Below are 19,266 nucleotides of genomic sequence, written 5' to 3' on the forward strand. Positions count from 1 at the left end.
ATGCGTATCGGCAACGACCGATCCCAGGATGAGCCGCATATCGACCTGGTGCCACTGATCGACGTCATCCTGGTGTTGATCATCTTCTTCGTGGTCACCACCACCTTCGACGCGCGCTCGACACTCCAGGTGGAGCTGCCCACGGCCAGCCAGCAGCCCAGCAATGAGCCACCGCGCTCGTTGAGCGTGCTGATCAACGCCGAAGGCCGCTACTTCATCAATGACCAGGAAGTGCTGCGCAACGACGTCGAGTCGGTCAAGCAGACCATCGCGGCCGTTGCCGGCAGCGACCGCACCCAGCCGGTGCTGTTGCGTGCCGATGCCCGCACGCCCTATCAGGCCGTGGTGACCGCGCAGGATGCGCTCGGTCAGCTCGGCTTCCGCCGTATTGCCATTGCAACAGCACCCGAGGTGCGTCCATGAGTTCCAAACACGCGCCGGTGTGGCCGATCTACAAACGTCTGCTGGGATACACCCGTGCCTACTGGGGCATGATGGTCGCCGCTGTCATCGCCATGGCAGTGGAGTCGGTGGCCGGCTACCACTTCACCAAGCTGATGGAGCCGCTGGTCAACCGCGGCTTCGTCAACCCCGAACCGAAAATGGCGGTGATCCTGCCGCTGACCATCCTTGGTCTGTTCCTGATGCGCAGCGCCGCCACCTGGGTGAGCGACTACGCGCTGGCCAAGACCGGTCGCAGCGTGGTGCGTGACCTGCGTGAACAGGTGCTGGCCAAGTACCTGCACCTGCCGTCCTCGCATTTCGATACCGAATCGACGCCGGTGATGGTCAGCCGCCTGAACTTCGATACCGAGCAGGTCACCCAGGCCAGTGCCGATGCGCTCAAGACCGTGGTTGCCGACACCCTGACCATCATCGCCATGCTGGCGGTGATGCTGCAGATGAGTGTCAAGGTGACCGTGGCCATGCTGGTGGTGGTGCCGATGATCGGCGTGATCGTGTCCTACGTCGGCAAGCGCTACCGGCGCATCAGCCGTGGCATCCAGGACGGCATGGGCACGATGGCGCAGACCGCCGAGCAGTCGCTGGCGGCCCAGCAGGAAGTGAAGGTGCACGGCACCCAGCAGCACGAAATGTCGCGCTACTCGCGCCTGGCCAACCGCATGCTGGCGCTGAACATGAAGGTGGAAATCACCCGTGCCGGTGCCTCCAGCGTGGTCCAGTTCCTGGCCGCGCTGGCGCTGGCGGTGATCGTCTGGGTGTCGACCCGCGAAGCACTGGCAGGCCGCCTCAATGCCGGCCAGTTCATGGGCCTGATGATCTCGATGACGGCGATCATCCCGTCGCTGCGCCGCCTGACCAGCGTGCAGTCCTCGATCTCCCGCGGTGTGTCCGCCGCCGAGCGCCTGTTCGACATCCTCGACATGCCGGTCGAGCGCGACGATGGCCGCAACACGGTGCAGCGCGTGCGCGGCGAACTGGCCTTCGAGCACGTCATGCTGCGTTACCGCGAAGACAGTGGCATCGCCCTGGACGACATCAGCTTCGTGGCCAAGCCGGGTACGGTCACTGCCATCGTCGGTCGGTCCGGCAGTGGCAAGACCAGCCTGATCCGGCTGGTGCCGCGCTTCTATGAACCCAGCGGCGGGCGCATCACTCTCGATGGCGTGGCACTGGATGACTATCCGCTGGCCGACCTGCGTCGCCAGGTGGCGATGGTCGGGCAGAAGGTCATGCTGTTCGATGACACCATTGGCGCGAACATCGCCTATGGCATGGACGCGACCGATGAACAGATCCGAGCGGCGGCCGAAGCCGCAAACGCCTGGGAGTTCATCGCGCGCATGCCGCAGCAGCTGCAGACCCCGGTGGGCGAGAACGGCGCGCTGCTGTCCGGCGGCCAGCGCCAGCGCCTGGCGATCGCCCGTGCGATCCTGCGCGACGCGCCGATCCTGATCCTCGATGAAGCCACCGCAGCGCTCGACAACGAATCGGAGCGCCTGGTGCAGGACGCGCTGCAGCGATTGATGCCCGAGCGCACCACGCTGGTCATCGCGCACCGCCTGTCGACCATCGAGCATGCAGACCAGGTGCTGGTGATGGACCACGGTCGCATCGTCGAGCGCGGTACCCACAAGGAGCTGCTCACCATGGGTGGCCTCTACCAGCATCTGCACAGCATGCAGTTCCGCGAAAGGCAGGACTGATGGCCGGCAAGGGTACCCAGACCCCGCCGTACTGGTACGACGGCAGCCCGGTTCCGTGGGCGATGCGACTGCTGGCGCCGCTGTATGCCGGCGTCACCGCGCTGCGCCGGCGCGCCTATCGGCGTGGCTGGCGCAAGCGCTACACGCTGCCGGTGCCGGTCATCGTGGTTGGCAACATCACCGCCGGTGGGACTGGCAAGACGCCGCTGACCATCGCGCTGGTGGAGCGCCTGCGTGCCGCCGGCTGGAAGCCGGGCGTGGCCAGTCGTGGCTACGGCCGCGAAGATGCGGACAAACCGCTGTGGGTGAAGGCCGATACGCCGACCGCCAAGGGCGGTGACGAACCGGTGCTGATTGCCTGGAAGACAGGCGTGCCGGTACGCGTGGACAGTGATCGCGTTGCTGCCGGCAAGGCGCTGATCGAGGCCGGCTGCGATGTGATCGTCTGCGACGACGGCCTGCAGCACTACCGGCTGGCGCGCGACATCGAGATCGAAGTGGTCGATGCGCAGCGCCGCTACGGCAATGGCCGGATGATTCCGGCCGGACCGCTGCGAGAGCCGGTCAGCCGCGCCAGCGAGTGCGATTTCCGCGTGGTGAATCTCGGCCAGGCCGATGAGGAATCTGCGGCCCAGGCCTGTGGTTTCGGCCAGTGGCCGATGGCCCTGCACATCGACAGCGCGCAGCCGCTGGCCGGTGGCCGTGCCCGTCCACTGTCGTACTTCAAGGGCCAGCGTGTGCACGCCGTGGCCGGCATCGCCCACCCGCAGCGCTTTTTCGACATGCTGCGCGCGCGAGGCATCGGCGTGGTGCCGCACGCCTTCGCCGACCATCAGGCCTATCAGCCGCAGGACCTGTCCTTTGGCAGCCAGCTGCCGGTGCTGATGACCGAGAAGGACGCGGTGAAATGCCGGGCGTTCGGCAATGACTGGCACTACGCGGTCCCGCTGCGCGCCGAGCTGCCTGCCGCGTTCTGGGTGGCGTTGACCGACCGCCTGGACAAGCTGCGACCGAACTGAGTGGCACGGCGGCGCTTGCATTCATGCGCCGCCGGCCGCATTCCCGTTGTAACGAGCCTGCCGAGTACCGCCCCATGACCGAATTCGTCGTCGCCATCCCGGCCCGCTATGCCGCCTCGCGGCTGCCGGGCAAGCCGCTGCGCCTGCTGGGCGGTGAGCCGCTGGTGCTGCATGTGGCGCGCCGCGCGCTGCAGGCCGGTGCCGGCGAGGTCTGGGTCGCTACCGACGATCAACGCATTGCCGACGCACTGTCCGGCCTGGCCGAAGTGAAGGTGGCAATGACCGCCACCTCGCATGCCTCCGGCACCGACCGCCTGGCCGAGTGCGCGCGCATCGCCGGCTGGGCTGACGACACCGTGGTGGTCAACCTGCAGGGCGACGAGCCGTTTGCACCCGCAGCGGGTATCCGTGCGGTGGCCCAGGCGCTGGTTGACGGCAATGCGCCGATGTCGACCCTGGCGACCGCCGTGGAGGATGCAGAAACCCTGTTCGATCCGAACGTGGTGAAGCTGGTGCGCAACGTGCGCAACGAGGCGATGTACTTCAGCCGCGCGCCGATCGCCTGGCACCGCGATGGCTTCGCACGCAGCCGTGACACGTTGCCGGCCGGTCACAACTGGCTGCGTCACATTGGCATCTACGGCTATCGCGCCGGTTTCCTGCAGCAGTTCGCGGCGATGCCGCCGGGCCAGCTGGAGCAGGTCGAATCGCTGGAGCAGCTGCGCGTGCTGGAAGCGGGCTTCCCGATCAGCGTGGCGATCTCGCCGGAACCGTTCCCGCCGGGCATCGACACGCCCGAGGACCTGGAGCGCGCCGAAGCACTGCTGCAGACGCTGGCGGCACGATGAAGCTGCTGGTCGTCTGCCTCGGCAACATCTGCCGTTCGCCGATGGCCGAAGGTGCGCTGCGCGCACGCCTGGAGGCCTCGCCGCTGGCCGGGCGGGTGCAGGTGGATTCGGCCGGCACCGGCGACTGGCATGTGGGCGAGCCGCCGGACCGGCGTGCGATCGCCTGCGCGGCCGGGCACGGCGTGGACATCGGCGGCCTGCGTGCACGCCAGCTGCAGGCTGTGGATTTCGAACGTTTCGACTGGATCCTGTGCGCCGACGAGGCCAACCTGCGTGATGCCGGCCGTATCGCCACACCGGCCCAGCGCGAACGCCTGGCACTGTACCTGCCATGGTCGGGCGGAGAGGGCCGGGTGGCGATCCCGGATCCCTACACCGGCGGCAGTGATCATTTCGAACAGGTCTGGACATTGGTCGACAATGCTGCAAAACGTGCCGTGGCACGACTGTTGCATGACGCCGACTCCGGCATAATCGGGCCATGAACGTCCAGCCCGTCCCGGACCTGCCCGAGTTCGCCACCTGGCTCAATGCCACCCCCTGCACCCTGACCGAACTGCGCGGTCGGCCGGTGGCGCTGTTGTTCGTCAACGCCGCCTCCGCCTGGAGCGCGCAACGCCTGGCCGAGTTTGGCCAATGGCTGTCGCGCCACCCCGGCAAGTTGCAGCCGCTGGTGCTGCAGGTGCCGCGCTTCGACTTCGAACGCGACGCCGGTGCCGCACTGAAGCTGTTGCGTCGCCAGGGCCTGACGATGCCGGTCCTGCTCGATGCCGACTGGGATGGCTGGCGCCGCTTCGGGATCACCGCCTGGCCAACCCTGGTGCTGCTGGATGCGCAGGGCCGCGAACAGCAGCGGCTGGTCGGGCAGGGCGCGCCCGGCGAACTGGAGCGTGCCTTGAATGCGCTGTGCGAGGGTGCGCCGTCGGCGCCGCCGCGTGGCGGTAGCGAGCTGCATCCGGAGCCCCGCCAGGCACTGCGCTTCCCGCTGGGCCTGGCGGTCAGTACCGAGCGCCTCTACATCGCCGACAGCGGCCATCACCGCATCCTCGAATGCAGCCATGGCGGCCGCATCCTGCGCCAGTTCGGCCTCGGTACCGCCGATTTCATGGACGGCAACCTCGCCGAAGCGGCGTTCCACCGCCCGCAGGCGCTGGTGCTGGAACGCGATGCGCTGTACGTCGCCGACACCGGCAACCACGCCGTGCGCCGCATCAACCTGCTGACCGGCATCGTCGACACGCTGTGCGGCAATGGCCGTCCCGGTGCGCCGGTGGAAGGTCCGGTCGCGCAGGCCCGGCAGGTCTCGCTGGACCATCCGGTCGGGCTGGCCATCGCCGACAACCAGCTGCACATCGCCATGGCCGGCGACAACCGCATCTGGAGCTACCACCTGGGCCAGCGCAGCCTGCAATGGCGCGCGGGCAGTGGTTCCATCGACGAGCGTGATGGCAGCGGCCATCTGGCCGCGTTCGCACAACCGACTGCGCTGGCCGTAGTGCAGCAGGTGCTGTACGTCGCCGATGCACTGGGATCCTCGATCCGCGCACTGCAGCTGCGCGGCGACCTGGTGCAGACGCTGGTCGGGCAGGGGCCATGGCGCTTCGGCAGTGAAGACGGCCCGCGCGCGGACGCCAGCCTGCAGTTCCCGCAGGCGATCGCCTTGAGCTCGGACGCCCCGCTGCTGTGGATTGCCGATACCGGCAACGGTCGCCTGCGCACGCTGCGCCTGGGCGGTGGCGAACTGACCACCCAACCGCTGCCACGCCGCCTGCATGGCCCGGCGGGGTTGGCGGTAGGTGCCGGTGCGGTGTGGATCGCCGAGACCGACGCCCACGCCGTGCTGCGATTCGACCCCGACAGCGGCGTGCTCAGCGAAGTGCCGATCAGCGAATGACCGACGTTCCTGCTCCGGTCTTCGATGGCAAGGCCTTCGCGGCCCAGCTCAGCACCGCCCCCGGCGTATACCGCATGTACGCGGCCGACGACACTCTGCTGTACGTGGGCAAGGCGCGCGCGCTGCGCAATCGCGTCGGCAGCTATTTCAACGGCAGCCCGAAGAACGCGCGGATCATGTCGATGATCTCGCAGATCACGCGCATGGACGTGACCGTGACGCGCTCGGAAGCCGAGGCGCTGCTGCTGGAAAACCAGCTGATCAAGTCGCTGTCGCCGCGCTACAACGTCTCGCTGCGCGACGACAAGACCTACCCGCATGTGCTGCTGACCCGCGAGGACTGGCCGCGCATCGCGCTGCATCGTGGTCCGCGCGCCATTCCCGGTCGCTATTTCGGGCCGTATCCCGGCGTGACCGCAGTGCGCGAAACGCTGAACCTGATGCACAAGCTGTTCAAGCTGCGCAGCTGCGAGGACAGCGTGTTCCGAAACCGCTCGCGGCCGTGCCTGCAGTACCAGATCGGACGCTGCAGCGCGCCCTGCGTGGAGCTGGTGCCGGCAGCGGAGTATGCCGAGTCGGTACGCCGCGCCGCGCTGTTCCTCGAAGGCAAGAGCGACGAACTCACCCGCGAGCTGGGCGAGCAGATGCAGGCCGCCAGCGAGGCACTGGAATTCGAGCAGGCTGCGCGTCTGCGCGATCTGATTTCCTCGCTGCGCAGCATGCAGACCCGGCAGTACGTGGATGGCCGCGCCGCCGACCTGGACGTGCTGGCGGTGACCATGCAGGGGTCTCAGGCCTGCGTGCTGCTGCTGGCGTTCCGTGATGGCCGCAACCTTGGTACCCGTCCGTTCTTCCCGCGCACCAACGGTGAAGAAAGCCCGGAAGAGGTGCTGGCCGCGTTCGTCTCGCAGTACTACATCGAATTCGAGCCGCCGCGCGAGATCCTGCTGGACCGCGAGATTCCCGACGCGGACCTGCTGGTTGCCGCGCTGTCGGCCTCGGCCGAACGCAAGGTGCAGCTGAAGTGGAGCGTGCGCGGCGAGCGCGCCGGCTACGTGGAACTGGCCAGCCGCAACGCGCAGCTGACCCTGGCCACCGAACTCAACAGCCGCAACGCGCAGCACGCGCGCAGTGATGCGCTGCGCGAGATGCTGGGCCTGGCCGAGCCGGTCAAGCGGGTCGAGTGTTTCGATATCAGCCACACCCTGGGCGAGGCTACCGTGGCCTCGTGCGTGGTGTTCGATGCGGCCGGCCCGGTGCGTGCGCAGTACCGCCGCTTCAACATCAGCGGCATCGAGCCAGGCGATGACTACGCCGCCATGCGCCAGGCCATCGACCGCCGCTTCCGCCGTGCGGTGGAAGAGCAGGGCGTGCTGCCGGACGTGCTGCTGATCGACGGTGGCGCCGGGCAGCTGGCACAGGCGCAGGCCGCACTGGCCGACCTGGGCGTGGAAGGCGTGCTGCTGGTGGGCGTGGCCAAGGGCGTGGAGCGCCGCGCCGGCCACGAAGCACTGGTGATGCCCGATGGCCGCGAACTGCGCCCGGGCGCAGCCAATCCGGCGCTGCAGTTCATCCAGCAGGTGCGCGACGAGGCCCACCGCTTCGCCATCACCGGCCACCGCGGCCGCCGCCAGAAGGCGAGGATGACCAGCAAGCTGGAGGACATCCCCGGTATCGGCCCCCGCCGCCGCGCCAGCCTGCTCAAGCATTTTGGTGGCCTGGTGGGCCTGAAAGCCGCTGGCGAAGCGGAAATCGCCAAGGTGGAAGGCATCAATGACGCCCTCGCGGCACGTATCTACGCTAACCTGCACGGGTTGGCCACGCCTGATGCGGCCGAGTAGAGAGAGAAGCACGCAAGCATGAAGTTGACCCTGCCCACCTGGCTGACGTTGTTGCGGATCGTGATGATCCCGGTGCTGGTGCTGGTGTTCTACCTGCCCTACACCTGGACCAACTTCGCTTCGGCGGCGATCTTCGGCCTGGCCGCGATCACCGACTGGCTCGATGGCTGGATTGCACGCCGTTACCAGCTGGAGTCGGCCTTCGGTGCCTTCCTCGACCCGGTCGCGGACAAGCTGATGGTGGCAGTGGCACTGTTCCTGATCGTGCAGGGCCACCCGACGCCGTGGATGGCGTTCTGGGCGGCGGTCATCGTCGGCCGCGAGATCGCGGTGTCGGCGCTGCGCGAATGGATGGCCGAGCTGGGCCAGCGCGCCAAGGTGCGCGTGGCGATGATCGGCAAGGTCAAGACCACCGCGCAGATGGTCGCGCTGCTGTGCCTGCTGTATTCGGTGGCCCCGAACGTACCGGTGGAAGACATCTGGATGGGCTGGCCGGTGTTCCACATCGGCGACTGGACCCTGGCGATTGCCGCAGTGCTGACCCTGTGGTCGGGCCTGCAGTACCTGCATGCAGCCTGGCCGAGCCTGCGCGATGACGAGCGCGCCGCGCGTGAGCGTGCGCGGCAGAAGAAGTTGGGCAACTGAGCCCATCGATGCGCGTATCCACGCATGGCGCCGATACGCGACGCCGGGCATCTCGCAGACCCTGAAAAAAAGCGCTTGACGCCTTCCTTGGAATAGGTAAAATTTCGCCTCCCAAGCGGGAATAGCTCAGTTGGTAGAGCGCAACCTTGCCAAGGTTGAGGTCGCGAGTTCGAGTCTCGTTTCCCGCTCCAGATTCAAGAAAAACGCTCCCGCAAGGGGGCGTTTTTCGTTTGCGTAGAGCCCGCTTCATCCCCACTTCACCGCCACCCCATCGCGTCACCACGCACCCGTTCGAAGCTGCATCTGTGTTCCTCCAGGACGATGCAGCAATGCCCCACACTCCCTCCGCCTACGACCACGATGTGGTCATCGTCGGCGCCAGCTTCGCCGGTGCCGCCTGCGCATTGGCCGCTGCCCAGTACGGCCTGCGCGTCTGCGTGCTGGAACGCAAGGCCGACCCCGGCGAGCGCCTGCACACCACCGGCATCGTGGTGAAAGAGGCGATGGAGCAGACCTGGCTGGGGCGCATGCCCGAACATCTCGTGCAACGCGTCGCAAACGTGCGCCTGTATGCGCCGAATCTGCGCAGCGTGTTGCTGGCCGCGCCGGGCTATTACTTCCTCACCACCGATACGCCGAACCTGATGCGCTGGCTGGCCAGCGAGCTGCGCGCGAACGGTGTCGACCTGCGCCTGCAGCAGTCCTTCACCGATGCACATCGCAATGGTGACGGCTGGCTGGTGGATGGGGCAGGGCGCTGCGCCTATCTGGTTGGCGCTGATGGCGCACGTTCACGTGTGGCACAGCGCACCGGGCTCGGCCAGGTGCGTGACAACCTCTACGGCGTCGAACGTGAGTTCGCCGGCCTGCAGGTGACGCAGGGCGATGCGCTGCATTGCTTCGTCAGCAAGCGCTACGCGCCGGGTTACATCGGCTGGGTCGCGCAGAATCCAACCGGCCTGCAGGTCGGGTTGGCGCTGCGTCATGACCCGCAACAGGTGCGGCCGCCGGATATTGAAGGTTTCCTTGAGCATGTGCGCGATGTGGTCGGCGTTCCGCCTTCCGCGCGTCCCTCGGCCACCCGCGCCGGCCTGGTGCCCTGCGGCCGGCCGGATGGGCCGATCACCGGCCAACGCGTGATCCTGACCGGCGACGCGGCGGGCATCGTCTCGCCGCTCTCCGCCGGGGGCATCCACTCCTCGTGGCGGCATGGCTGGGCGGTCGGCGAGGCGATGGCCCGCCATCTGCGTGGGCAAGGACCGGAAGCGGAACGGGTGGCGCGGCAGGTGGCGCCGGCGTTCCATGGCAAGCGCATGCTGCGCTGGGCGATGGATCATCTGCAGGCTGATTGGCCGCTCGATGCACTGCTGCATACAGCGGCCATGCGCCGCATCGCCGAACAGGTCTACTTCCATCGCCGCGGGCTGCGCACGTGAAGGGAACAGGCAGGCGCGCCTGAACGCCATCCTTCACGTCACGTGAAAATTCCTGTTGACGCCGTGCAGCAATATCGACACAATAGCGCTCCTTCGACGCAGGTCGAACGGAATCTGCGGGAATAGCTCAGTTGGTAGAGCGCAACCTTGCCAAGGTTGAGGTCGCGAGTTCGAGTCTCGTTTCCCGCTCCAGATTCAAGAAGAACGCTCCCGAAAGGGAGCGTTTTTCGTTTGTCACACCGGTTGCACCACCACCGCGCTGGCGTGCCTTGCCGGGCAGGGCGCTGCACCAGGTCCGGGCATTCTGCCGGTCGAAACCGGGGCAGCGGTTGTCCTGCGGGATGTAGACGTAGGGAACGTCATCCTCGTAGGTGAAGTGGTAGTAGTAGGTGCGGTCCTTCCCATACAACCAGTAGTTCGACGAGCCGTCGTTGATCGCATACGGCTCGAAGGTGAGGATCGAGGATTCGGCGGGAATGAAGTTGCTGCGCTCCATCAGTAGCAGCAGGGCGTTCGAGACCAGTGGGGTTGTCAGGACGAGCACGATCACACCGACAGTCGCTGTCGTGATCGAGCCAATCAGCAGCCAGCGGCGAGGGTGTTTCACGGTCGGGCAGCATCGAAGCAAGGCAGTGCCGCAATGTGCAATACGCCGTGAAAGTCGTCCAGTGTTCCGTGCTGGGAACGCATTGAAAGCGTAGTGAAAGGCTGGGTCGGCGTTGCCTGAACCGCACGCGTGCTGTGACCTTTTTTGGACGATTTCTCCATGTTCGCTCCACAATCGCACGGTAGCCTTCATGCTCCTTCTACACGTTGGCGGGCTGGTGGTCAGGCGTATCACTTCAGTGGCAGTGCCCAGGACAGGGCGTGGACTCTCCCTGCAGGCAGTGCTGCGCCCCGGCGCGTTGTTGGCAACCCTGGCCTTGGCGGGTTGCATGTCGGTGTCCGTCCCGGACCTGCCGGATCGCACACCCAGCGCCTGGACCCAGGTGCCGCAGGGGCAGGGTGTGGCGGTGGACGCCAGGCAGTGGTGGAAGGTGCTGGCCGACCCGGCGCTGGACGGCCTGGTGGACCAGGCCATCGCAGGCAACCTCGACCTGCAGCAGGCCACGCTGCGGCTGCAGGCCGTGCGGATCGTCGCCGGCACCTCCGACTCGCGTTTCCTGCCGGAAATCTCGGCCAGCGCCAAGCAGGTGCAGGACGCCGCCGCCGTCGATACCTACTTCCATGCGGGCATCGAAGCGATCTGGGACCTGGGCCTGTTCGGCGCCGCCGAGAGCGCGCAGCTGAGCGCGCAGGCCTCGGCCGGCAACGGCGAGGCGCTGCGCAATGCCGCACAGGTGGCGGTGATTGCCGACGTGGTGCGCAGCTATCTGGACCTGACCGTGGCACAGGCCCAGCAGGACCTGCTGGCCCGGCAGCAGACCGTGGACGACCGCGGTGAACAACTGGCCCTGGTCCGCCAGCGCCTGCGCCTGGATGAGCCCGGCGAGCTGGACCGCCTGCGCGCACGCCAGGCCGCCACCCGTGCCGCCATCGCACAGGCTCGGGAAAACGCCGACAACGCGGCTCGCGCGCTGGCATTGCTGCTGGGCCGTGACGGCCCGGATCCGGCCTGGCGCGCGTATCGCACGCCGCCGAAGCTGGGCACGTTCTCGCTGCAGCAGGTTCCCGCGGATCTGCTGCGCCATCGTCCGCAGATCCTGCTGGCCGAGTCGGAGGTGATGCAGGCTGCGGCCAGCAAGGGTTCGGCACGCGCCGCGATGTATCCGCGGGTCAGCCTTGGCGGCTCCATCCTGTATGCCTACAACCTTACCCAGAACGCCCGCTCCAATTCCGATTCCAGTCCGTCGATCGGCCCGTACGTCGATATTCCGCTGTGGGACTGGGGTCAACGCCGCGCGCGTTTCCAGGCCGATGAGAAGCAGCTGGACGCCGCATTGCTCGGTTACCGCAAGGCGGTGCTGGAAGGCGTGAGCGAAGTGGAAGGTGCGCTCGGCAGCCTGGCGCGCCAGGGCAGCAGCATCCAGTCGCTGCGTGTGGCCAATGATGCCGCCGACCAGCAGGTCAAGCGCCATGCGCGGCAGGCGCAGCTGGGTTTGTCCAGCGAGTTCGATGGGCTGGACACGCAGCGTGCGGCACTCGCCTCGCAGGCCGACCTGATCGGCGCGCAGGGTGCACGCGTGCTGGCCTTTGCGTCGCTCTACCGTGCCCTTGGCGGCGCACCGCTGCCGGTCGAGGGGGAGGGCGAGCAGCAATGATCGCGCTGGCCCGCAAGACCCTGGCCTATGAGTGGCGCCGGTTCCTGCCGGTGGTGCTGGCGATGTGTTTCGCCGGCGTGCTGCTGATCGTGCAGGCCGCACTGGTGCTGGGCATCTTCGGTACCGCCGCGATCTATGTGAAGGCATCGTCGGCCGACATCTGGGCCGGTTTCCCCGGCACCCAGAGTGTCAACTACGGTCATGCGATCAGCGCGGATGTGGAAAGCCACCTGCGCATGGATCCGGATGTCGCCCGCGTCGAACCCTACGAGTGGGTGGATGGCGAGTGGCGTTCCAGTGCGCAGGGCACCGGCAATGTGTCGGTGTACCTGTCCGGCATTTCCACCCGCGACGACGCGATGATGTTCGCGCGCATCCTGCCGGCCGATCTGCGCGCGCAGCTGCGCGAGCCGGGTGCGGTGATCGTCGACAGCGCCGATCTGGATACGCTCGGCGTGGACCTGCAGAACAACCGTGCCTGGATCAATGGCAAGGCCGTGCGCGTGGTTGCCGCGCAACCGGGCCTGCGTGGCCTGGGGGGCGTAAACGTGCTGGCCTCACTCGACACCGCGCGCGCCATCGCCGGTACCGACCCACATGAGGGCAGCACCTATTTCGTGGCGGGCCTGCGCTCGCCGGACCTGGCCGATCGCGTGCGTGACCGCTTGTCCGCGTCGATGGGCCGGGCCACGCCGGTCGAGTTCTGGACCGCGCTGGAGTTCGCCAGCCGCTCGCAGCAGTACTGGCTGTTCGATACCGGCGCCGGCATCGCGGTGTTGTTCATGGCCGTCATCGTCTGCTTCGTCGGCGCGGTGATCACCAACCAGTCGTTCGCCTCTGTGGTGGCCGGCTCGGTGCGTGAGTACGCCACGCTCAATGCACTCGGTGCAGGCCGCTATGCGCTGGCGCGGGTGGTGTTCGAGCAGGCATTGCTGATCGGCGGCGTGGGCATGTTGCTGGCGGCGGCCTTCAGCACCGTGGTGCTGTTGATCGCGCAGACCCAGCGCGTTCCGGTGCAGCTGACACCAATGGTGATCCTCGGCTGCGTAGCGCTGGTTGCAGTGATGGCCATGCTCTCCAGCATCATGGCGGTACGCAGTGTCGTCCGCTCCGATCCATCGTTGCTGCTGCGTTGAGGACCGGCCAATGACTTCCTTGCGCGCCGTCGCCCCGACCCTGCAGGCCGATGCACTTGAAAAGGGCTTCATGTCCGGCGACGTGCAGGTGCCGGTGTTGCGCGGGCTGTCGCTGGACATCTACCCCGGCGAGCTGACCCTGGTATCGGGCCCGTCGGGTTGCGGCAAGAGCACGCTGTTGTCGTTGCTGTCCGGCCTGTCCGCGCCCGATGGTGGCCGCGTGCACGCACTCGGCCAGGATGTGGGCCACATGACCCGCAGCGAGGTGGAGCGCTTCCGCCTGCATCATGTCGGCTTCGTGTTCCAGGGCTTCAATCTGTTCCCGGCACTGACTGCGCTGGAGCAGGTGCAGCTGCCGCTGGGCTACCGCGGGATGAGCAATCGCGAAAGCGAGCCGCTGGCCCGCAAGGCGCTGGAAGAAGTGGGCCTCAGCCATCGCAGCCACATGCGACCGACGCAGTTGTCCGGCGGTGAGAAGCAGCGTGTAGCCGTTGCCCGCGCCTTCGCCAAGTCGCCGACGCTGATCTTCGCCGACGAACCCACCAGCGCGCTGGACGCCGAGAACGGCCAGCGCGTGATCGACATCCTGCATCGCTACGCACGTGCGCATGGCGCCACCGTGCTGTGCGTGAGCCACGATCCGCGCCTGATCCGGCATGCCGATCGGGTGATCGCCATGGAAGACGGCATGGTCCGTGGTGACCGCCGCCAGAATCAAACTGTAGAGTCCGCCCCATGACCAAGATGTCGCACCTGCTTCCCCTCAGCCTGGCCCTGTCGGCGGCATTGCTGCTCGGTGCCTGCTCCAGGGAGGCGCCCACCCCGGCATCTGCACCCTCAGGCAAGGCGGACACTGCCGTCGCCAGCAAGGTCGCCGTAGCGCGGGGCATCATTGACGTCGAAGGCGGGCTGATCGCACTGGCGCCGCCGGTGGATGGCTCGATCACTGCCGCACCGGTGAAGGAAGGTGCCACGGTGAAGAAGGGGCAGCTGCTGCTGTCGCTGGATGGCGCCCTGCTGCAGCAGGAAGTGGCAATGGCCACCGCCGATCTGGCGTTGGCCAATGACCGCCTGAAAGGCAGCCAAGCGCAGCTGCGCGAACTGGAGCGCAACGCCTCCCGCCTGTCCACGGGCGCCAGAGAAGGTGTGTCCTCGAACCAGCAGGCCGATGCGGCCAAGCAGCAGTTGGCCGGTGTGCGCGCCGACGTCGACGTGGCCGGTGCGCAGGTCGACATGGCCCAACACAAGCTGGAACACGCCAGGCTGAAACTGCAGCAGATGTCGTTGAGTGCACCGGAAGCCGGCACCGTGGTCGGCCAGGTACCGGGCCTTGGCGCATTCGTGCAGGCCGGCAAGCCGGCGATCTCGCTGTTGCCGGCGCGTCCGCTGCAGGTGCGTGCCGAACTGAGCGCCGCCTATGCCGATGCCGTGCAGGTGGGCATGAAGGCTACCGTCGTGCCGGACAGCGATGGCGCCGAGAACACCGGCACGCTGCCGCCGGCACGCGTGGTGCGCATCAGCCCGGTGTTCGCGCAGGCGCGCCTGCCTGAAGACGCAGGGCGTGGCGTGGCCAAGGTGGTGGAGTGCGTGCTGGAGTTCGACGGGCAAGCCAAGGCGCGCTTCGGCCAGCACGTGCGGGTGGAGTTCCTGAAGTAGGCCGGGCGTTGGGTGGGGCCGTCTATGGGCCCTTTCGATGCCTGAGTGCCCGCCACGCGCTCACCGCCGACACCGCGCACAGTGCCAGTAGCAGGCCCACGTCCAGCAGCAGCAACCACAGCAGGTGCATGCCATGCACCGGCGGCTGGTGCATGGCCGACAGCATCCACGGTACCGACCACGCCAGCAGCAGAACGAAGGCGATCAACAGGCGCAGCCACAGTCGTTTCAGTCGCCACGGCCGCACGATCAAGGCGGCCACCACCAGTTCAACCGTACCCAGCAACGCGAACACGATGACGGTGCTGGTCGGGTAGGGCAGCTCGGCGCCTTCCAGGTGATGCAGCAGCCAGTAGTCCGGGGTGAAGCCGGCATTGACCAGCGCGGCGATCAGCGCCAGCCATGTGAGCGCGACCAGCAGCCAGAACAGGCGGACGTAGCGTCTAGGCATCGGCGGTGCCCGTGGTGGTGGGCAAGTGGCTACGTGATGCATGGCGCACGGATATGGCGATCGCGGCCAGTGCCAGCAGGCCGGGCCCGACCGTGAAGTACAGCAGACGCAGCGGGTGGTTGTGCATCAGTGTCCAGGTTGCGAATGCCAAGGGAATGGCCAGCACCAGCAGCTTGGCGAAGAGCGGCCGCAGCACTGCGATCAGCGGCTGCGCGCCAATGAACATCCAGAACAGATGAAACTGGGCGATGCCCAGGCCGATGTCCCGATGGGAAGTGAAGCCGAAATGGTCGCGATACCCGTTCATTCCCAGTGGTATCAGTGCCCAGTACAGCAGGGCCACCAGCAGATGCAGCAGCAGGGCGATCAACAGGGGCGAGCCGCGAAGGAGCATGGGCGCAAGGGGCTGGGCGGGGCAGCGTACCTCAGTGCGGACGCCTGTGACCGCATGGTGTGAAGACTGTTGACGGCGTGAAGGAATTTGGACACAATAGCGCTCCTTCGACGCAGGTCGAACGGAATCTGCGGGAATAGCTCAGTTGGTAGAGCGCAACCTTGCCAAGGTTGAGGTCGCGAGTTCGAGTCTCGTTTCCCGCTCCAGATTCTACAGGGCCCCGGTAGGGGCCTTGTTTTTCTCTCGCCACGGCAAGGCGGGGCACGTTGAGCCACAAGGCTTTACGCGCAGTCAGAAAGGTGAAATCGCTGGTGTGTTTTCCGGATTTCCGGTACCATGTCGGCTTACGCGGGAATAGCTCAGTTGGTAGAGCGCAACCTTGCCAAGGTTGAGGTCGCGAGTTCGAGTCTCGTTTCCCGCTCCATGTTCCGACAGGCCCCATCTTGGGGTTTTGTCTTGTCAGGGCTACGTTCCTGGCGTGAAGTACGTTGGCCTCATGGCAGAGTGGCTATGCACCGGATTGCAAATCCGTTTACAGCGGTTCGATTCCGCTTGAGGCCTCCAAATAAACCCCTGATTCGTCAGGGGTTTTTCTTTGTCGGGCGTTTGGTGGCAGTCCGCAGAATCCCCCGATTCGGCCATGAAATCATCGGTCTGCCACCCGTTTTCGGGTGGCAAACCCGCGTAAACATGTGTGAAGTGCGTTTACGTCAGTTGGACTCACGGAATTCTTTAGATGGTTTAGCAGAACGCTGATTGCGATGAATGCTGCCTTTCAAGTGACGGAAGGGGACTTGTCAGCTCGGTACCGGGAATGCGAGCATTCGCTTACCGGGTAACCAAGGGCTGCCCGGCAGACGATAGAAGGCCCTTTGAGCAAAGCAAGGGAGACTGCCATGAGAGTTATCGGACAGACGACCGGCGACTGGTAAGCGCAAAGGGCCCCGATTGGGGCCCTTCTTACATCTACGACCTCTACAGGGGAAGGTCATGCTGGAAAGGAATCCGAACAGCGTATGGGCGCACGTCAGTCGGCCAATGGCCGTTGGTTACGTTGTGCTCGCTCTCACATTTGCGCTGTGTACGGGGCTGGAAATTGGTAGTCAGCCAACCTACTTGGCGCTTAAGCCATTCATCGTTGGATTGGGTGGCCTGGTCTTCCTCGTCATTTCTGCGATGGCCGTCAGGCGATGTGCGGATCATGGTCCAGGGAGCATTGGGCAGGTCTGCTTCTGGTCGGCCGTACTGCTTGGTTTCACAGTAATGCTGATGTACGTCACCTTTTTCCTTCTCTTTCCAGATGCATTGGATGAGGGAGAAACGGTCTCAAAGATCCTCAATATTCCACCTGTCATTGCGGCTGTTTGGGCTGCGGGCATAGGGTGGTATGTCCATTTTCAAGCCACGGCCAAAGCTCACAGAACCAACAATGCCTTCAATTTGCTGATGCAGACTCGCACCAGCAAAGAATTCATTGATCGGTCCGAGCTGATTCAGCGCTATTTCCCTCATGGCTCTGGGATTGTCGAAGTAGATACTGATCCGGGCAGGCCCGATGATCGTATTCATCTTAAGTCGTTAGAGGATCAGCTTGCCGCTGCAGAAGCGAGGAAGTGGCCGACTGCACCCTATGAAGAGCTGGCGCTTCTGCGGGATCGGATTGGGCGCGTTAAAGCACAGTTGGCGCTTCGATACATGCTGAATTTTTACGAGGTCATGGCGGTCGCCATTGCGAAGAACGACTTGGATGAGGGGCTGCTCTACGATTCCCTAGGGGGTGTTGTGCCGTCCATCTATAGGCGTGCGGAAAAGATCATTACCTATGAGCGTACAAAAGGTACGGTTGCGGTGCTCGTTTTTACCGGCTTGACGCCATTGGTACAGCGATGGGAGCGAAAGAACGAGGCTGAGCGACGTAAGCTTGAGGATAAGAGAAAAGCTTAGTCGCTACCCCGATGATCTGGTCAGCAGATCATCCAGATAAGAAACGAATGGTGTGGCCGGTTAGCGCTAATGTATCTCGACACTTGAATGCGGCCGATACTACATGGCGACTAAGCGACGCCGGGGCGACTCCTGGCAGTACACGATCAAGCGGGCGGGGCTGCTGCCCCAGCCTGTCTACCTGAGCTTTGCCTCGGAGGCGGAGGGCGATGAGTACGTGCGACGCCTCGAGGCGCTGCTCGACCGTGGGGTGGTGCCGGAAGAGCTGGCCAACACCAAGGCAGCCGCGAAGGATCTACGCAGCCAGGTCAGCGAGTATCGGAGCGCGCAGCACATCTCGGTTGATGACGAGCAGCTGCTGCCCGTCCTGCTCTCTCGGCTGCCAATCGGAATTACCCTGCCGCAGCTGACGTTTACGTGGGCGACCGAGTGGGTCACGATCATGAAGCGTGAGCAGAACCTCGCGCCTTCGACCATCCGGCACTACGTGGGTGCCTTGTCGCGGGCCCTGGACTGGCTGGCTGCGCATGGCGCGCTGCCAATGAATCCACTGCGGCTTCTGCCCCGGGGCTATTCGACGTACACGGCTGACGACAAGGTAGCTGTGAAGCGTATCGACGGGGAAGCGAAAGCTGACCAGGAGCGTGATCGCCGTCTGGAGCCTGGTGAGGAAGAACGCATCCGCGAGATCTTGGCCGGCGCAAAGCCGCCGGGGCGTCAGCGGCCGCTCGATCTGCCACAGCGCGAGGCGTTGATAATGATGTTCGACATGGCGCTGGAAACCGCCATGCGCATGCGCGAGATCTACACGCTGGAGCGCAGCCAGCTCGACGTGGCGCAGCGTACGATCTTCCTGGACAAGACCAAGAACGGGAGCAAGCGTCAGGTACCCATGACATCAGTTCTGCTGGCGAAGCTTGCCGCGTACGGGGGTGACTACGAAGGGCGGCTTTTCCCGTTCTGGACCGGCGAGCGTAGCCCTCTGGCCCTACGGCGCGTATCGAGCAAGCTGTCGCGCCAGTTCGAACGCATCTTCGTCTCGGCGGGGTGCGCGGATCTTGGCTTCCACGATCTGCGCCACGAAGCGACGAGCCGACTGTACGAAAGGACCTCGCTGACGGACATTCAGATTGCGAAAATCACCGGGCATCGCGATCCGCGGCAATTAAAGCGGTACGCCAATTTTCGCGCTTCCGATCTGGCCGATCAGCTTTGGTGATCGGCCTGTTCGTAGGCGCGGAGGTCGGGGAGCTTTGTGCGACGCGACTTGCTTGCACGTCTTGCACGTCTTGGCGGTCCTGACTCAGGCGTGTTGGCGGCAAGTCGGTTGCCGATCATCGACTTCTTTCGTTCGGCGGCCTGCCTGCGCCCTTCCGAGCGTAGGAACTCGATCAGGTCCTCGCGCAGCATGACCGTGTGCTTCTGATTTAGGCGAACGGCCGGCACCTCGCCCTTATCGACCAGTTCTTTCATCGCTTCCAGGCCGAGCCGGAGCATCCTTGCCGCTCCTTCGAGGCCAAGCGTGTCCTCAATGTTGATTGGCGGCGGCTTCCGCTGCTGATCAGCCATGGGA

18 protein-coding genes and 5 tRNA genes are annotated in these 19,266 nt (G+C 65.5%); 20 read left to right on the top strand and 3 right to left on the bottom strand.

Annotated features, from left to right (window positions below; translation table 11 throughout):
- The 15 genes from AC5P8D_RS09415 to AC5P8D_RS09485 all read left to right on the top strand — a co-directional run bounded on the left by AC5P8D_RS09415 (position 1) and on the right by AC5P8D_RS09485 (position 14,904).
- Positions 1-423, top strand: coding sequence for an ExbD/TolR family protein (locus tag AC5P8D_RS09415; RefSeq protein WP_010486080.1), 423 nt, complete (start codon positions 1-3; stop codon positions 421-423).
- Positions 420-2,168, top strand: coding sequence for a lipid A export permease/ATP-binding protein MsbA (msbA, locus tag AC5P8D_RS09420; RefSeq protein WP_010486079.1), 1,749 nt, complete (start codon positions 420-422; stop codon positions 2,166-2,168). The genes AC5P8D_RS09415 and msbA overlap by 4 nt, the downstream gene beginning before the upstream one ends.
- Positions 2,168-3,187, top strand: a complete 1,020-nt coding sequence (gene lpxK, locus AC5P8D_RS09425) for a tetraacyldisaccharide 4'-kinase (protein WP_049436561.1) — start codon at positions 2,168-2,170, stop codon at positions 3,185-3,187. The genes msbA and lpxK overlap by 1 nt, the downstream gene beginning before the upstream one ends.
- A 74-nt stretch (positions 3,188-3,261) precedes the next feature.
- Entirely contained in the window at positions 3,262-4,035 is a 774-nt protein-coding gene (kdsB, locus tag AC5P8D_RS09430) for a 3-deoxy-manno-octulosonate cytidylyltransferase (protein WP_019337177.1), read from the top strand.
- Complete coding sequence (locus tag AC5P8D_RS09435) at positions 4,032-4,520, top strand: low molecular weight protein-tyrosine-phosphatase (protein WP_019337178.1); 489 nt, start codon at positions 4,032-4,034, stop codon at positions 4,518-4,520. The genes kdsB and AC5P8D_RS09435 overlap by 4 nt, the downstream gene beginning before the upstream one ends.
- A complete protein-coding gene (locus AC5P8D_RS09440) occupies positions 4,517-5,929 on the top strand; it encodes a hypothetical protein (RefSeq protein WP_099559612.1) in 1,413 nt (470 codons plus the stop codon). Before AC5P8D_RS09435 ends, AC5P8D_RS09440 begins: the two co-directional genes overlap by 4 nt.
- Positions 5,926-7,770 carry an excinuclease ABC subunit UvrC gene (gene uvrC, locus AC5P8D_RS09445; RefSeq protein WP_099559611.1) on the top strand — a complete coding sequence of 615 codons (1,845 nt, stop codon included), beginning with the start codon at positions 5,926-5,928 and terminating at the stop codon, positions 7,768-7,770. The genes AC5P8D_RS09440 and uvrC overlap by 4 nt, the downstream gene beginning before the upstream one ends.
- A gap of 18 nt (positions 7,771-7,788) precedes the next feature.
- Complete coding sequence (gene pgsA / locus AC5P8D_RS09450) at positions 7,789-8,415, top strand: CDP-diacylglycerol--glycerol-3-phosphate 3-phosphatidyltransferase (RefSeq protein ID WP_012510614.1); 627 nt, start codon at positions 7,789-7,791, stop codon at positions 8,413-8,415.
- Between the two features lie 115 nt (positions 8,416-8,530).
- Positions 8,531-8,606 (top strand) — tRNA-Gly (locus AC5P8D_RS09455).
- Between the two features lie 138 nt (positions 8,607-8,744).
- Positions 8,745-9,851: an NAD(P)/FAD-dependent oxidoreductase gene (locus AC5P8D_RS09460; protein WP_241873838.1), complete on the top strand. Its 1,107-nt coding sequence runs from the start codon at positions 8,745-8,747 to the stop codon at positions 9,849-9,851.
- A 116-nt stretch (positions 9,852-9,967) separates the two neighbouring features.
- Positions 9,968-10,043 (top strand) — tRNA-Gly (locus tag AC5P8D_RS09465).
- A 605-nt stretch (positions 10,044-10,648) separates the two neighbouring features.
- Entirely contained in the window at positions 10,649-12,112 is a 1,464-nt protein-coding gene (locus AC5P8D_RS09470) for a TolC family protein (RefSeq protein WP_495203247.1), read from the top strand.
- A complete protein-coding gene (locus tag AC5P8D_RS09475) occupies positions 12,109-13,248 on the top strand; it encodes an ABC transporter permease (RefSeq protein ID WP_495203248.1) in 1,140 nt (379 codons plus the stop codon). Before AC5P8D_RS09470 ends, AC5P8D_RS09475 begins: the two co-directional genes overlap by 4 nt.
- Before the next feature lie 10 nt (positions 13,249-13,258).
- On the top strand, positions 13,259-13,987 hold the full coding sequence (locus AC5P8D_RS09480; protein ID WP_495203249.1) for an ABC transporter ATP-binding protein: 729 nt from the start codon (positions 13,259-13,261) through the stop codon (positions 13,985-13,987).
- Entirely contained in the window at positions 13,984-14,904 is a 921-nt protein-coding gene (locus tag AC5P8D_RS09485) for an HlyD family secretion protein (protein WP_495203250.1), read from the top strand. Before AC5P8D_RS09480 ends, AC5P8D_RS09485 begins: the two co-directional genes overlap by 4 nt.
- Positions 14,905-14,926: 22 nt before the next feature.
- Here AC5P8D_RS09485 and AC5P8D_RS09490 read toward each other — a convergent pair whose 3' ends face one another.
- On the bottom strand, positions 14,927-15,355 hold the full coding sequence (locus AC5P8D_RS09490) for a hypothetical protein (protein ID WP_010486062.1): 429 nt from the start codon (positions 15,353-15,355) through the stop codon (positions 14,927-14,929).
- Positions 15,348-15,749: a hypothetical protein gene (locus AC5P8D_RS09495; protein ID WP_495203251.1), complete on the bottom strand. Its 402-nt coding sequence runs from the start codon at positions 15,747-15,749 to the stop codon at positions 15,348-15,350. Before AC5P8D_RS09495 ends, AC5P8D_RS09490 begins: the two co-directional genes overlap by 8 nt.
- A gap of 130 nt (positions 15,750-15,879) precedes the next feature.
- On the opposite strand from AC5P8D_RS09495, the gene AC5P8D_RS09500 reads away from it, so the two are divergent.
- The 5 genes from AC5P8D_RS09500 (at position 15,880) to AC5P8D_RS09520 (ending at position 18,912) form a co-directional block, all read left to right on the top strand.
- Positions 15,880-15,955 (top strand) — tRNA-Gly (locus AC5P8D_RS09500).
- Positions 15,956-16,097: 142 nt separating this feature from the next.
- Positions 16,098-16,173, top strand: a tRNA-Gly gene (locus tag AC5P8D_RS09505).
- A 66-nt stretch (positions 16,174-16,239) separates the two neighbouring features.
- Positions 16,240-16,313, top strand: a tRNA-Cys gene (locus AC5P8D_RS09510).
- A 474-nt stretch (positions 16,314-16,787) separates the two neighbouring features.
- Positions 16,788-17,693 (top strand): DUF4760 domain-containing protein, encoded by a 906-nt coding sequence (locus AC5P8D_RS09515; RefSeq protein WP_495203252.1) that lies wholly within the window; start codon positions 16,788-16,790, stop codon positions 17,691-17,693.
- A gap of 103 nt (positions 17,694-17,796) precedes the next feature.
- Complete coding sequence (locus AC5P8D_RS09520) at positions 17,797-18,912, top strand: site-specific integrase (protein WP_495203253.1); 1,116 nt, start codon at positions 17,797-17,799, stop codon at positions 18,910-18,912.
- On the opposite strand, the gene AC5P8D_RS09525 is transcribed toward AC5P8D_RS09520, so the two are convergent.
- Positions 18,900-19,262 (bottom strand): helix-turn-helix domain-containing protein, encoded by a 363-nt coding sequence (locus AC5P8D_RS09525; RefSeq protein WP_495203254.1) that lies wholly within the window; start codon positions 19,260-19,262, stop codon positions 18,900-18,902. The two genes, AC5P8D_RS09520 and AC5P8D_RS09525, sit on opposite strands and share 13 nt — an antisense overlap.
- Positions 19,263-19,266 lie beyond the last annotated feature (4 nt).

This window comes from Stenotrophomonas sp. YJH_SMC_101-4 (assembly GCF_059370395.1).

Coding starts and splice junctions, on each gene's coding strand:
- AC5P8D_RS09485 (WP_495203250.1), top strand. CDS start 13,984: ATGACCAAGATGTCGCACCTGCTTCCCCTCAGCCTGGCCCTGTCGGCG.
- lpxK (WP_049436561.1), top strand. CDS start 2,168: ATGGCCGGCAAGGGTACCCAGACCCCGCCGTACTGGTACGACGGCAGC.
- msbA (WP_010486079.1), top strand. CDS start 420: ATGAGTTCCAAACACGCGCCGGTGTGGCCGATCTACAAACGTCTGCTG.
- AC5P8D_RS09435 (WP_019337178.1), top strand. CDS start 4,032: ATGAAGCTGCTGGTCGTCTGCCTCGGCAACATCTGCCGTTCGCCGATG.
- pgsA (WP_012510614.1), top strand. CDS start 7,789: ATGAAGTTGACCCTGCCCACCTGGCTGACGTTGTTGCGGATCGTGATG.
- AC5P8D_RS09470 (WP_495203247.1), top strand. CDS start 10,649: ATGCTCCTTCTACACGTTGGCGGGCTGGTGGTCAGGCGTATCACTTCA.
- AC5P8D_RS09525 (WP_495203254.1), bottom strand. CDS start 19,262: ATGGCTGATCAGCAGCGGAAGCCGCCGCCAATCAACATTGAGGACACG.
- AC5P8D_RS09475 (WP_495203248.1), top strand. CDS start 12,109: ATGATCGCGCTGGCCCGCAAGACCCTGGCCTATGAGTGGCGCCGGTTC.
- AC5P8D_RS09515 (WP_495203252.1), top strand. CDS start 16,788: ATGGCCGTTGGTTACGTTGTGCTCGCTCTCACATTTGCGCTGTGTACG.
- AC5P8D_RS09520 (WP_495203253.1), top strand. CDS start 17,797: ATGGCGACTAAGCGACGCCGGGGCGACTCCTGGCAGTACACGATCAAG.
- AC5P8D_RS09480 (WP_495203249.1), top strand. CDS start 13,259: ATGACTTCCTTGCGCGCCGTCGCCCCGACCCTGCAGGCCGATGCACTT.
- kdsB (WP_019337177.1), top strand. CDS start 3,262: ATGACCGAATTCGTCGTCGCCATCCCGGCCCGCTATGCCGCCTCGCGG.
- AC5P8D_RS09460 (WP_241873838.1), top strand. CDS start 8,745: ATGCCCCACACTCCCTCCGCCTACGACCACGATGTGGTCATCGTCGGC.
- AC5P8D_RS09495 (WP_495203251.1), bottom strand. CDS start 15,749: ATGCTCCTTCGCGGCTCGCCCCTGTTGATCGCCCTGCTGCTGCATCTG.
- AC5P8D_RS09415 (WP_010486080.1), top strand. CDS start 1: ATGCGTATCGGCAACGACCGATCCCAGGATGAGCCGCATATCGACCTG.
- AC5P8D_RS09490 (WP_010486062.1), bottom strand. CDS start 15,355: ATGCCTAGACGCTACGTCCGCCTGTTCTGGCTGCTGGTCGCGCTCACA.
- uvrC (WP_099559611.1), top strand. CDS start 5,926: ATGACCGACGTTCCTGCTCCGGTCTTCGATGGCAAGGCCTTCGCGGCC.
- AC5P8D_RS09440 (WP_099559612.1), top strand. CDS start 4,517: ATGAACGTCCAGCCCGTCCCGGACCTGCCCGAGTTCGCCACCTGGCTC.